The 12626-nt window shown below is 35.7% G+C and carries 11 protein-coding genes and 1 pseudogene; 7 read left to right on the forward strand and 5 right to left on the reverse strand.

What is annotated here, in order from left to right:
• The first annotated feature begins 145 nt into the window (after positions 1-145).
• Positions 146-544: a replication termination protein gene (locus AC1UFB_RS16410; protein WP_025912109.1), complete on the forward strand. Its 399-nt coding sequence runs from the start codon at positions 146-148 to the stop codon at positions 542-544.
• A gap of 362 nt (positions 545-906) precedes the next feature.
• Entirely contained in the window at positions 907-1185 is a 279-nt protein-coding gene (locus AC1UFB_RS16415) for an AbrB/MazE/SpoVT family DNA-binding domain-containing protein (RefSeq protein ID WP_025912108.1), read from the forward strand.
• A gap of 30 nt (positions 1186-1215) precedes the next feature.
• On the opposite strand, the gene AC1UFB_RS16420 is transcribed toward AC1UFB_RS16415, so the two are convergent.
• Positions 1216-2586, reverse strand: a complete 1371-nt coding sequence (locus AC1UFB_RS16420; RefSeq protein ID WP_328101728.1) for an MATE family efflux transporter — start codon at positions 2584-2586, stop codon at positions 1216-1218.
• A gap of 114 nt (positions 2587-2700) precedes the next feature.
• On the opposite strand from AC1UFB_RS16420, the gene AC1UFB_RS16425 reads away from it, so the two are divergent.
• The gene (locus AC1UFB_RS16425; protein WP_025909168.1) at positions 2701-3459 is read left to right on the forward strand and encodes an SDR family NAD(P)-dependent oxidoreductase; all 759 of its coding nucleotides are present in this window, start codon (positions 2701-2703) and stop codon (positions 3457-3459) included.
• A gap of 61 nt (positions 3460-3520) precedes the next feature.
• Here the strand turns inward: AC1UFB_RS16425 and AC1UFB_RS16430 are convergent.
• Positions 3521-4087 (reverse strand): annotated as a pseudogene (locus AC1UFB_RS16430) (phytoene desaturase family protein); the annotation flags it as partial.
• Between the two features lie 648 nt (positions 4088-4735).
• Between AC1UFB_RS16430 and ltaS the strand changes: the two are divergent.
• From ltaS to AC1UFB_RS16445, 3 genes are all read left to right on the forward strand, one after another.
• A complete protein-coding gene (gene ltaS / locus AC1UFB_RS16435) occupies positions 4736-6667 on the forward strand; it encodes a lipoteichoic acid synthase (RefSeq protein ID WP_035320382.1) in 1932 nt (643 codons plus the stop codon).
• 189 nt (positions 6668-6856) lie between these two features.
• Positions 6857-7495, forward strand: coding sequence for a 5-bromo-4-chloroindolyl phosphate hydrolysis family protein (locus AC1UFB_RS16440; protein WP_100347613.1), 639 nt, complete (start codon positions 6857-6859; stop codon positions 7493-7495).
• 13 nt (positions 7496-7508) lie between these two features.
• Positions 7509-8654 carry a toxic anion resistance protein gene (locus tag AC1UFB_RS16445; protein ID WP_100347614.1) on the forward strand — a complete coding sequence of 382 codons (1146 nt, stop codon included), beginning with the start codon at positions 7509-7511 and terminating at the stop codon, positions 8652-8654.
• A gap of 40 nt (positions 8655-8694) precedes the next feature.
• On the opposite strand, the gene AC1UFB_RS16450 is transcribed toward AC1UFB_RS16445, so the two are convergent.
• The gene (locus AC1UFB_RS16450) at positions 8695-9333 is read right to left on the reverse strand and encodes a hypothetical protein (RefSeq protein ID WP_025909164.1); all 639 of its coding nucleotides are present in this window, start codon (positions 9331-9333) and stop codon (positions 8695-8697) included.
• Between the two features lies 1 nt (position 9334).
• On the reverse strand, positions 9335-9781 hold the full coding sequence (locus AC1UFB_RS16455; protein ID WP_328101129.1) for a hypothetical protein: 447 nt from the start codon (positions 9779-9781) through the stop codon (positions 9335-9337).
• A 414-nt stretch (positions 9782-10195) separates the two neighbouring features.
• Between AC1UFB_RS16455 and AC1UFB_RS16460 the strand changes: the two genes are divergently transcribed.
• Complete coding sequence (locus AC1UFB_RS16460) at positions 10196-10972, forward strand: polysaccharide deacetylase family protein (protein ID WP_482589507.1); 777 nt, start codon at positions 10196-10198, stop codon at positions 10970-10972.
• Positions 10973-10988: 16 nt separating this feature from the next.
• Here the strand turns inward: AC1UFB_RS16460 and AC1UFB_RS16465 are convergent, their stop codons facing one another.
• Positions 10989-12464: a potassium/proton antiporter gene (locus AC1UFB_RS16465; RefSeq protein WP_100347617.1), complete on the reverse strand. Its 1476-nt coding sequence runs from the start codon at positions 12462-12464 to the stop codon at positions 10989-10991.
• Positions 12465-12626 lie beyond the last annotated feature (162 nt).

The raw sequence follows: 12626 nt of genomic DNA on the forward strand, positions 1-12626 counted from the left end.
ATAAGTTCTTGTTTTAGCTGTAAAAAAAGTTTCAGACGGAGTTAAATATTTAGACTTATGTTATGAAAAGCAGGATTATGAGAGAGTAAGAAAGTATAATTATTATATAGCGATTGTCAAGTAAACTTGAAGCGGAGGTATACCTATGAGAGAAAAACGAACGTCTAGTGGGTTCCTATTAAAGCAGCGTGCTTTTTTAAAGTTATATATGATTACAATGACCGAGCAAGAACGCTTATATGGACTCAGGCTTTTAGATGTCCTGCGTGAAGAATTTCGACCGTTTGGTTTTAAACCTAATCATTCGGAAGTATATAAAGCATTACATGATTTAATTGAAGATGGTGTATTAAAACAAGTAAAAAAGAAGAAAGAAGGAATGAAGCTGCAGGAAGTAGTATATTACAAGTTTGCAGCGGGCGGAGAGGAAAAAGCAAAACTATATAAAAAGCAGCTAAAGGTAGAACTAGAAAGATGTGAGGCAATGATTCAAAAAGCCATTCGCGATAACTTTAGCGTTGTTTCAAGAGGTATTCAATCATGAATACCTCTTTTTAACTGAAAAAAAGACATTTGTAAAGAGGGAATTTCGTCCAATTCATGTTAGGAAAAGTTATATTATGGGTCAGCAGTAGTGAAAAAGATGGATTTATAGGTATAAAATGGTTTTAATACACACTTTTAACATATATGGATAGATTATTTTTTAAAGACTATGTACTATTCATAAATAAAGGTTGAATTGATATGATACAAGTTGTACATAAATTTTAAAAACAGAAATGCCTTATTTTGAGATTCAAAATCCATGTATGAGGACCAAATAAGAGCATTTTAGAACTGAGGATGTACAAGAGTTTATTGCATAAGGTGAACATTTTACATCGTACGAAAGGAATGGAGATTATGAAGTCTACAGGTATTGTAAGAAAAGTAGATGAATTGGGTCGAGTTGTAATTCCAATCGAATTGCGACGAATTCTAAATATTAATACAGGTGATCCAGTCGAAATATACGTTGATGAAGACATTATTATTCTACAGAAATATAGCCCATATGGTGCTTGTGCCGTAACTGGTGAAATTAAGAGTGATAACCTTACGTTCGCTAATGGAAATGTCGTGCTAAGTAAAAAAGGAGCGGAACGACTTCTGAACGAACTTCAACGTACTTTAAACAAATAAAAAAAGAACGTCATTGGACGTTCTTTTTTATTATGCAGTTTTCGAAGCCTGGGCTGATGAAATAAAGCGCTTTTGAATCGTCTTAAGCCGATAGCTTAATCCAATCGCACCTACAGCCAAACCACTAATCAGTCCAATCCAATATCCAAAAGCTGCAAGTCCTGTATAATTTGCCAATATATATCCTAGTGGTAAACCAATTACCCAATATGAAATCAACGCCATAAAAAAGGTAATGTTCACATCTTTATATCCTCTCAGAGCCCCTTGAATCGGTGCTTGAATTGCATCCGATAATTGAAAAAAGACCGCATAAATTAAAAAATGAGTTGTTAATGCCAACACTTTGGGATCTGTTGTGTATAAAGCAGCTACTTTTTCTTTAAATAAAAATAAAAAGACTGCACCTAAAAGAGCTAAGCAAACGGCAAGTAAAATACCGATACGACTGTACATCTTTGCATCTTCAAAACGCTTAGCACCAGCTTCAAATCCTACAACAATTGTTAAGGCCATTGAAATGCTGAGCGGAATCATATACAGAAACGATGCAAAGTTTATTGCTGCTTGGTGAGAAGCAATTGTCACCGTATCATATGCGCTCATAAACAATGTAACGGCTGAGAAGATACTTGTTTCAAAAAAGATAGCAAATCCAATTGGAATGCCGATCCCAAGTATTTCTTTAAATGAAGGCCAAGCGGGTTTATAAAATGTACGAAATACCTGAAATGATTGAAAAGGATCTTTTCTGGTGATAATCCAAATTGCCACGAGCAAAATGCACCAATAAGTAATAGCCGTAGCATATCCAGCTCCAACGCCTCCAAGCTTAGGGAAATCAAATTTTCCGAAAATCAATAAGTAGTTTAACGCAACGTTAATAGGCAAGCCAAGAAGGGTAATAAACATCGATGTTCTTGTTTGACCCAGTGCATCAATAAAGTTACGTAACACGGTATAAATGAATAGAGGAAAAATACCAATTGATAACGCCACTAAGTAATCTAACGCAATCCGAGCTACGTTTGGATCTAGATTCATAGCGTTTAAAACGGGGTTTACGACAAAGAATCCAATAACAATAACAATTAAGGCCATGATAATTGAAACATATAGTCCCTGAACAACTGTAAAAGCGACATTTTTCTTTTTATCAGCCCCAATCAGCTGAGCTACAATAGGAGTTATGGACATTAAAATACCACTTAGTCCAGTAAATACAGGCATCCAAAGGCTTGAGCCAATAGCAACTCCTGCTAAATCATCTGCTCCTACACGACCCGACATCATCGTATCAAAGAAGCTCATTGAAAACATACCGAACTGCGTCATCAAAATAGGTAATAAGATAAATAAAAACTGCTTCATTTTTTCCGTTTTAGAGAATGTTTGATTCATGTTTGTACTCCTATCCGTCAAGTTCACACGAGAAAAATTATATCACGATGAGGCTTGTTTTTGCGAAAGAATAGTTAATATATTACTATTAAATAAAAACAAGGAGGCATTATAATGGATTTAAATTTAAAAGGTAAAAAGGTGCTCATAACAGGTGGAACGAAAGGGATTGGTCAAGCAATTGCTGTGCTCTTTGCAGAAGAAGGAGCAGATGTTGCGGTTGCAGCTCGAGGTGAAGATGACTTAGAGCGTTTAAGTCAGAAATTTACCAACATCCGTACATATAAAGTAGATGTGACGAAACAAGACGAGCGCATTCAATTGATTGAAAATGTCGTAAAAGATTTTCAAGGTATCGACATTTTAATTAACAATGCAGGCGGAAGCAATGGAGGGCAAGCGCTAGAAACAGATTTATCATTGTTTTATGAAGCGATGGAGCTTAATTACTTTTCTGCGGTTCATTTAAGCAAGCTTGCAGCAGAGTATATGAAAGAACGAAAAACAGGTTCCATTGTAAACATTACATCTATTTTTGGCCGAGAAAGCGGAGGTAAAGTAACGTATAATAACGCCAAGTCTGCTTTAATTAGCTTTACTAAGTCATTTGCGGATGAAATGATTTCCTATGGCATACGCGTTAACAGTATTGCGCCTGGAAGTATTCTACATGAAACGGGTAATTGGAAGAAACGGTTAGAAGAAAATCCTGAAAAAATTAATCAGTTTGTAAAAAATGAAATTCCAGCAGGTCGTTTTGGAACCGTGGAAGAAGTAGCTAACGCTGTGGTTTTTCTAGCATCTGAAAAAGCTTCGTGGATTGTTGGAGCAAGCTTAAATGTAGATGGCGGGCAGTCAAAAATGAATTTTTAATAGCAAAAAGCCTGCATTCCAGCTCTTTAATCTGAGCAGGTGTGTGGGCTTTTCATCATTATTATCCGATATGCTTTTTATTAATAGAAGGTAACTGAAAATCTTCATTAATTGCATCAGCAGTTAGCTGCCCCGATAGAGTGACCATCGGAACGCCACCGCCAGGGTGAGTAGAACCACCAACAAAGTATAAATTTGATAGAATTTGACTACGAGCAGGGATTTTAAAACCACCGTTCTTTTTACGATCGGTTGCTACGCCGTATATAGAGCCTCCATTTGCGCCGTATAGCTGCTGGATGGTGTTTGGTGTGAACCTTTCTTCAAATTCAATGCTATCACGTAGGCCTTCAAGACCCATCGCTTCAAGTTTGGTAAGAACGACATCTCGGTATTGTTCTTCAATAACGTTCCAGTCTTCACCTTCTTTTAATGAAGGAACGTGCGTTAAAATGAATAAGTTTTCTTTTCTTTCGGGCGCTTGTGTCACGTCAGATTTAGATGAAACACCAATATAAATCGTTGGATCTGAAGCAATTTCACCTTCATTAAAAATCGTATCAAATTCTTGCTTTTGATTTTTTGAGAAAAAGAAGTTATGGTGAGCAAGCTGCTCGTATTTTTTGTTGGTTTTGAAATCATTTCGTTATGGACCATCATCTTACTTTCTATATATACTTAAACGTAATTTTGTGTAAGCATATGGCGTGAAACAAAATGATTTACAACTGTTTCGTTTCAATTCTATTTGGGTAAAGAAACCGGAAGTAAAACTACTCGGTTGTTTTCTTCTTCTCGATCCTCTAAGTTATAGATGATGTACCAGTCATAACAACGACATTTAGAATAGTATTTTAATGAAAGAACAAGAAGTCCTTTTTCTTAAGAAAAAAATGGAATGGCATAAGATATAGAATTCATGGTGTCCAGCGTATTGTCAGTGTGTAGGAATGGCAAACTTAACATAATGGTGATAAAAAGCTTGAGAAAAATATAAATTGAACATAAGGATAAATTTATTTTTAAGTAGATGTTTGTACAGGCTGGGCATATAAATAGAAGAAGCAATGAACTAGTTATTTTTTCATATTTTCAATAAAATATACAGCAAGAGTGTTGACAATTTTTTTTAAAGAGTTAAAATGTGAAAGAACAGTTTAGCTCTCTTACAGTTTTTGTAAGGGAGATTTCTTTTTACGAATTTAGACTAACATCCATCCAGATTTACGTCTAAAATAAATGAGCTCAAATTTCAAATAGATATAGAGGTGGGAATATGAAACAGCTCATGACAAACGGAAAAAACATTTTTGTTAAGCAATTACCGTTGTTTTTAGTTGCAGTATTGTTATTTTGGATTAAAACTTATGCCGTTTATCAAATTGAATTTAATTTAAGTCTTGAGAATTTTATCCAAAAGTTTTTACTATTTATGAACCCACTCGGTTCAGCAATTATCTTTTTTGCTTTTGCCTTACTATTTAAAGGGAGAGGAAAGGTACGAGCATTACTAGGTATTAACTTCTTATTATCATTTATTTTGTACGCAAACGTTGTGTACTATCGATTCTTTAATGACTTCATTACAGTACCTGTTCTAACTCAATCAAATAACTTTGGTCAATTAGGTGGAAGTGCAATGGCTTTAATTCAGCCAACAGATATTCTGTATTTCATTGACTTCTTTGTTTTAATTGCACTTATAATGTGGAAGAAGTTTGATTTACCTACAACAATTAGTAAACGTACGGTAACAAGCGTATTTTTAGTTGGGGTTCTAGTTGTAAGTGCAAATATTGCCATTGCAGAAACAGATCGTCCACAGCTTTTAACACGTACGTTTGACCGTAACTATTTAGTTAAATATTTAGGTGCATATAACTATACAGTTTATGACATTATTCAAAGCTCAAAATCGTCAGCTCAACGAGCTCTAGCTGACAGCAGTGACGTAACAGAGGTTGAAAACTACGCAAAAGCAACTTACGCTGAGCCAAATGAAGAATACTTTGGTAAAGCTAAGGATATGAACGTAATTTATATCTCACTTGAATCATTACAAACATTTATGATGGGATATGAATTAAATGGTGAAGAAGTTACGCCATTTATGAACTCACTTAGAAATGATAAAAATACGCTTTATTTTGATAACGTGTTCCATCAAACAGGTCAAGGTAAAACATCGGATGCTGAGTTTATGGTAGAAAACTCAATATTCCCATTACCTCAAGGATCAGTTTTCACAACAAAGGCAAATAACACGTATCAAGCTGGATCTGCTATTTTAGGCCAAAACGGTTATACAAATGCAGTATTCCATGGTAATGGTAAGACATTCTGGAACCGTGATGAAATGTACAAGTCATTTGGTGTTGATAAATTCTTCGACTCAGCATATTACGATATGAATGAGGAAGATACGCTAAACTATGGTTTAGAAGATAAGCCATTCTTTAAAGATTCTATGCCTTATTTAAAAGAATTAAAGCAACCATTTAGCGCAAAATTTATTACGCTATCTAACCATTTCCCTTATCCATTAGATGAGGAAGATCAAACAATTGAGCCGCATACTACAGGCGATAAATCAGTTGACCAATATTTCCAAACGTCTCGCTATTTGGATGAGGCATTAAAGCAATTCTTTGATGATTTAAAAGCTTCTGGCTTATACGATAACACGATGGTTGTTATGTATGGTGACCACTATGGTATTTCTGAAAACCATAAGCGTGCAATGTCTGAGGTTCTTGGTAAAGATGTAGGTGACTTTGAACAAGCGCAATTACAGCGAGTACCACTATTCATTCATGCTCCTGGTCTAGAGGGTGGCGTGAAGCATACGTACGGTGGTCAAGTTGATATTCGCCCAACGGTTATGCACCTATTAGGTATTGATACGAAAGACTATATTGACTTTGGTACAGACTTACTTTCAAAAGACCACCAGGAAATTGTTCCGTTTAGAAACGGTGACTTTGTAACTCCTGAGATTACAAAAGTGGACCAAAAAGTATTCAATAACGAAACTGGTGAGCAATTACCAGAAGAAGAAGCAAAAAAATATGATAAATACGACGAACTGGTAAAACAAAAGCTTGAGCTGTCCGATAAGCTTGTATATGGTGACTTATTACGTTTCCATACCCCAGAAGGCTTTAAACCAGTAGATCGTTCTCAATATGATTACAATAAGCGTGACTAAGAAAAAAGCGAAGGCAAACATGCCTTCGCTTTTTTTATGGGAACTGAAACTTATTTGCTCTTCGTTCGTATATAACGTATAAAGGTAATTTATTTTAGAACTAGGAGTTAAATGGTATAATATTCTTATCATAATAAGTGAAACGTAACGATTTTAAACATAAATAGAGACGATAAGGAGTGAGCGGACATGAAAGTGGTGACATTTTTAAAACAATTGTTTATCGTATGGACTGTTGGTACAGCTACGATTCCAATTAGTTATTTAGGGTTTGGTGTAGGGATTGGTGATAGCATTTTATTAAGCTTTGGTACGGCTGCACTAACAGCAATATTCTTCGTTTTTAAAAGCGCTAGAATTGCATATAAAGACCCTTATAGAGAAGAACTTGCTTATATCAAGCATCAGGCTCGTGAAGCACGTAAGCAATTAAAAGTTATTAGCAGTTCTCGCTTTAAGCTAAAATCAATTCACATGTGGACAGAGCTTTCTAAGCTATATAGAGTAGGGAAAAGTATCGTTGATATGGTTGAAAAAGAGCCTGCGCGCTATAAAAGTGTTCAGCCATTTTTTACGAACTATTTGCAAGCAACGGTGACGGTTATTGAACGCTACGTATTTTTATTATCTAAACCTACAAAAAGTATTGATGTAAAAGAAAGTATTCATGAGGCTGAAAATGTGATACATGAACTGTCAACACAGTATGACCAGCTTTTAAATTCTGCACTTTCTCAAGATGTGCTAAGTTTAGATGTAGAAATGAAGGTTTTAAAACAACATTTTCAAAATGAAGAAGAATATGCGCCAATAAATCGAATGAAATAAGGGTGGGGTTTATATGAAAGAAGTGGAAAAAAAACAATCGCTAGATGAACTTCTAAATGATCCGTTTGCATCACCAACTTTGGCTACTCAGCTTGACCAACCGGTAGCTAAGCAGCTTTCAACATACAATAACTTAGCCCCTGAATACCAAGAAAAAGCACAGAAAATCGCCGAGCAAATCGATTATAAAAACCAGCAGGCTATTCTTCAATATGGAGTAGCCGCACAGTCGGAGCTTTCGCAGTTCTCTCAGTCTGTTTTACAGCATGTGCAAACGAAAGATACAGGTCCTGTTGGAGATGTGATTGCTGACTTAATGTCTAAAATACGTCAGGTGAATCCAGATGATTTCACAACGAAGAAAAAAGGATTTATCAGCAGAGTATTTTCTGGTTTGTCAAAGCCAATTCAAAATTTATTAACAAAATATCAAAGTATTAACGTTGAAATTGATAAGATTGCGGATAAATTAGAACGTTCAAAGCAAATGCTTTATCGTGATATTACAATGTTAGATAGTTTGTATGATAAAAATAAACAGTTTTATGATGCGTTAAATATTTATATCGGAGCTGCAGAGTATCGATTAGAAACGCTTAGAAATGAAGCGTTGCCGGCACTTCAGCAGGAAGCAAAAGCAAAAAATGATTACTTGGTGGCTCAGGAAGTAAATGATTTAAGCCAATTCATTAATCGTTTAGAAAAGCGCGTTCATGATTTAAAGTTAAGTAGACAAATTGCTGTTCAAAGTGCACCGCAGATTCGCTTGATTCAAGAAGTAAATCAAACGCTTGTAGAAAAGATTCAAAGCTCTATTTTGACCGCAATTCCCCTTTGGAAAAATCAAATTGTAATTGCGACTACACTGCTGCGACAAAAAGCTGCAATGGAAGCTCAGAAACAAGTATCTAAAACAACAAATGATTTGTTAACACGTAATTCAGAAATGTTAAAGCAAAATACAATTGAAGTAGCAAAAGAAAACGAGCGAGGAATAGTAAATATTGAAACGCTTAGACAAACACAATCAGATTTAATTACTACGCTTGAAGAAGTATTAAAAATTCAAGAAGAAGGCCGTACAAAAAGAACAGAAGCAGAAGCAGAGCTGTATCAAATGGAAGCTGACTTGAAAACAAAGCTAATGGATTTAAAATAGACTCAAAAAGCCGAACACCTTTGTGTTCGGCTTTTTGAGTCTATAAATTTTCAATCGAATTAGCCATTTCTAAAAAGGCATTAACATTTTCTGTTTCAACCGGAGTGAAGATGGTGAGCCGCATAGCTGGACGCTTATCAGATGCCTTCACTAAATATGAAGTAGTTCGGTTCTTGTCGTTGCTGGCTGAATGTACACTGTGGAATGAAAAAGTCTCATTATAAGACGTGACAGAGCTTTTTTGAACGTCAGTTGATACAGCTTCTAATCCTTTTAGAGCTTCTTGTTCTACCTTGTCCCAATCTACGTTATCAGGAAGAACTTCAATACGCATCCACAGCTTATCGTTAGCATCGTAGTAAATAACATCTTTTCGTGGTTCTTCTTCTGTAAACGTATACCCTTCTAAGACATATAAAGAATATTTTTGGTTTTCACTGGTTTTTAAAAACCCCATTTTTTCTTCTTGCATACCTTCGTTTTCATACGCCATCATCTGTTCAAGAAGACGAATGGTTTGTTCATCAGATGAAGTGTCTGAGGATTCTTTTGATGTTTTTTCTTTTGGAGCTTGATCACTTGTACTATGAGAAGAATTATGGGACTTAGAGTTTTCTTGTGTTGTTCCACAAGCCGTCAGCATAATTGCTGTAAACAGAACTAACAAATATTTTTGCACACTATCTCTCCTTTAATTGAATGCTATTAATCATAGTAAACAATTCTTGTTCATCAGGTGAATGTTTTTTAATATTAGTTATAATAACTAGTATTTGTGCTTTGCTAGGAGCCTTTACGATATATAAGGCCGCTTTTTCTTGATCAGTGTAGGCTTCAAAAGCAGTAATGAGTGGCTTCTTAATATGGTGCTGATCGGCAATCATTTTAGCTTTTCCGAATTGTTCTTCAAAAGTAGATGTAGCCGTATTAACCGACGTAAGTTTATTTGCTGTATCGACTTCTAAGACTTGAATTCTCATCCAAGTATGAGGTGAATGCGTAGAGAAAATAATGTCTTTTCCTTCTTCTTCTTTTTGTAATTCATAGTCAGGTAATACATTTATTGAAAAGCCTTGATGACTGGACGTACCTTTTCTAGCGTTTTCTTGCTCACTTGCTAAAGGCAATATGTTCGTTTTTGTTTGAAGCGCACTAAGCGTAAAGATAAACAGAGAAAGATAAACAGAGCTACTATTACTATTCGATAGATCATATACAGTCTCCTTTATCTATAGTGAAATTGTCAAAATCAACCCTTCAATGAGTATAGTGTTCAATTTCTTACATTTTCCCCCATTCCATTAAAAGTAAACGCAATACGGTTGTTTTTATCGATTTGTTTTCATTTATTTGGGAGAACCTAAAAGAACATTCTAAAAAGAAAGAGAGTGGATGTCGAGTGAATCAAAAGTCGAAACAAGAGGAGTTGTCAAAGCATTCGTATGTATGCAGTGAATCATTTTTTGAGAATGACTTACGAGCGATTGTCATATCACAACTAGAGCAAGATCAAATAGAGAAACAAGAAAGAAGGTAAGCGTATGAAAAAAGGTTGTTTGCTTCTTTGCGCACTTCTCTTTTTCACAGGTGCATCGAACGGACAAGCAGCAAAGAAAAGCCGTTTTTACTATGAGAAAAAAGGTGATATTGTTTGGGAAATTCCAACAAGTGAAGAAAAGATTATTGCATTAACGTTTGATGATGGACCTGATCCAACGTATACGCCACTCATTCTAGATTTATTAAAAGAATACAATGCAAAAGCTACATTCTTTGTTTTAGGTGACCGAGTTACTCAATATCCTACAATTGCTAAAAGAGAGGTTAAAGAAGGGCATGAACTTGGAAATCATACGTATAGTCACTTAGAAGTTCGTGGTAAAGATACTGTAAAAATAGAAGGTGAGATTGAAAAGGCTGATGACAAAATTCAGCAGATAACGGGTATTAAACCCTATCTTTTTAGGCCACCAACTGGTTACTATGATGATAAAGTGGTGAAAGCAGCTAAAAATCAGCAGTATACTGTTGTATTATGGTCATGGCATCAAGACACATTTGATTGGAGAAACCCTGGTGTAGACAAAATTGTTCATCAAGTTCTGAAAAATGCAAGCTCTGGCAACATCGTTTTGTTTCACGATACAGGGGGGGATCGCACGCAAACGGTTCAAGCACTGAAACAAATACTGCCTGAGCTAAAGGAAAAAGGATATCGTTTTGTCACAATTTCAGAGCTTTTGAAGCATCATCCAAACTACGAAGCGCTTTATTTAATGCAAAAGGAAAACAAAAACAAAGGCACTCCTTTAAAATAGGAGATGCCTTTGTTTTTTAAGGGATAGATACATCCTCTTCGAGAGAGGTTTTTTTCTTTTGGAAATATTCCGTAACGCGCTCGCGTTTCTTTTTAGAAACAAGAACGTACAGAGTATCGCCAGAAAAGATTTTAGTATTTCCGCGAGGTGTAATTAGCTTTTCTTCACGGATAACAGCCGTAATTAAAACATCTTCTGGCAAGGGAAGTTCTTCAAGTGATTTTCCAGAGATTGCGGCATCTGGAACCAGCTTTAGCTCAATCATTTCATTATTGGTTTTGCCCATCGAAACAAGTTCTAAACTGTGTGGAACCACTTCTTTTTCACCATCTGAGAAATTCAAGTAATTGGCTAACGGAGAAATGGTTGCTCCTTGTAATAACGCAGAAGTAAGAACAACGAAGAATACCACGTTAAAGATAAGTGTGCTATTTTCAAGGCCAGCCATCATTGGATATGTAGCTAGAACAATTGGAACGGCTCCTTTTAGTCCTCCCCACGAAATGAATAGCTGCTCTTTCATTGTATATTTAGTGAAAAGCATGCTGATGAAAACACCTAATGGTCGAGCAACGAGCATTAATAAAAACGACAATAAGATACCTTGCCATGTAACCTCAATAAGCTCTTTTGGAAAGACGAGTAGACCTAAAATAATAAACATAAGAATTTGCATCATCCATGCAAAACCTTCATTAAAGCGTACAATTGCATGACGATATGTTAAATGGGAGTTTCCGATAATAACAGCCATTATGTAGACAGCTAGCAATCCACTTGCTCCAATAAAAGCAGTGACGCCATATGTTAAAGCTGCTAAAGCAAGAGATAATACTGGGTAAAGACCGGATGAATCTAAATTAATGCGATTGATAATCCATACGGAAGCTTTTCCGAGCACTAATCCCATTAGTAACCCCATTCCCATTTGCCAGAAAAAGTCGAGGAAAAGAGTAAAGATAGGTGATTCAGGTGCTTGGATTAGTTCAATAATTGAAACAGTTAAGAAAATCGCCATTGGGTCATTTGAACCTGACTCTGCTTCTAGAGTTGACGTGAGCTTTTGACGAATGTTTTTAGATCCTAAAACAGAAAAGACGGCTGCAGCGTCAGTAGATCCAACGATCGCTCCAAATAATAAGCCTTCTAGCCAAGTAACATCCAAAATGTACTTTGCTAATACACCGGTTACAACAGTTGTAATTAAAACTCCTAATGTAGCAAGAGAAATAGAAGGGCGAACGACGCTTTTGACGTCGGTCCACTTTGTTTGAATACCACCATCAAATAGAATGATAATGAGAGCAATTACTCCGACACCTTGTGCTAAAAGAGCGTTGTCAAAGTAGACGTAATGACTGAGTATCATACCAACAATAATAAACAGTACGAGGGAAGGTAGACCTAAACGCGAAGAGAATTTTGCTGTTAAGACTCCCGTAACTAGAAGAATGGATAAAAGGAAAATTAAATTGTCAATCGTAAAACTCAATGATTGTTCACCTCTTTTTCATAATTAAGTTGAATTTACTTTTGAATGGATAACGGATGAAAAGCTGCTAATAAACGTCAAATTCATTATATTCCTCCCTCTATAAATGTTGATTTATCAACGGTTTGAGCCGTTGGTGGGGTGTCAAAAAAATATTTTTCG

The sequence above is a fragment of the Priestia sp. KCTC 13724 genome (genome assembly GCF_056820425.1).

What these genes read in the sequence shown, in the direction of transcription:
- AC1UFB_RS16440 (WP_100347613.1), top strand. Translation starts at nt 6,857, where the DNA reads ATGAAAGTGGTGACATTTTTAAAACAATTGTTTATCGTATGGACTGTT.
- AC1UFB_RS16425 (WP_025909168.1), top strand. Translation starts at nt 2,701, where the DNA reads ATGGATTTAAATTTAAAAGGTAAAAAGGTGCTCATAACAGGTGGAACG.
- ltaS (WP_035320382.1), top strand. Translation starts at nt 4,736, where the DNA reads ATGAAACAGCTCATGACAAACGGAAAAAACATTTTTGTTAAGCAATTA.
- AC1UFB_RS16415 (WP_025912108.1), top strand. Translation starts at nt 907, where the DNA reads ATGAAGTCTACAGGTATTGTAAGAAAAGTAGATGAATTGGGTCGAGTT.
- AC1UFB_RS16445 (WP_100347614.1), top strand. Translation starts at nt 7,509, where the DNA reads ATGAAAGAAGTGGAAAAAAAACAATCGCTAGATGAACTTCTAAATGAT.
- AC1UFB_RS16460 (WP_482589507.1), top strand. Translation starts at nt 10,196, where the DNA reads ATGAAAAAAGGTTGTTTGCTTCTTTGCGCACTTCTCTTTTTCACAGGT.
- AC1UFB_RS16410 (WP_025912109.1), top strand. Translation starts at nt 146, where the DNA reads ATGAGAGAAAAACGAACGTCTAGTGGGTTCCTATTAAAGCAGCGTGCT.
- AC1UFB_RS16420 (WP_328101728.1), bottom strand. Translation starts at nt 2,586, where the DNA reads ATGAATCAAACATTCTCTAAAACGGAAAAAATGAAGCAGTTTTTATTT.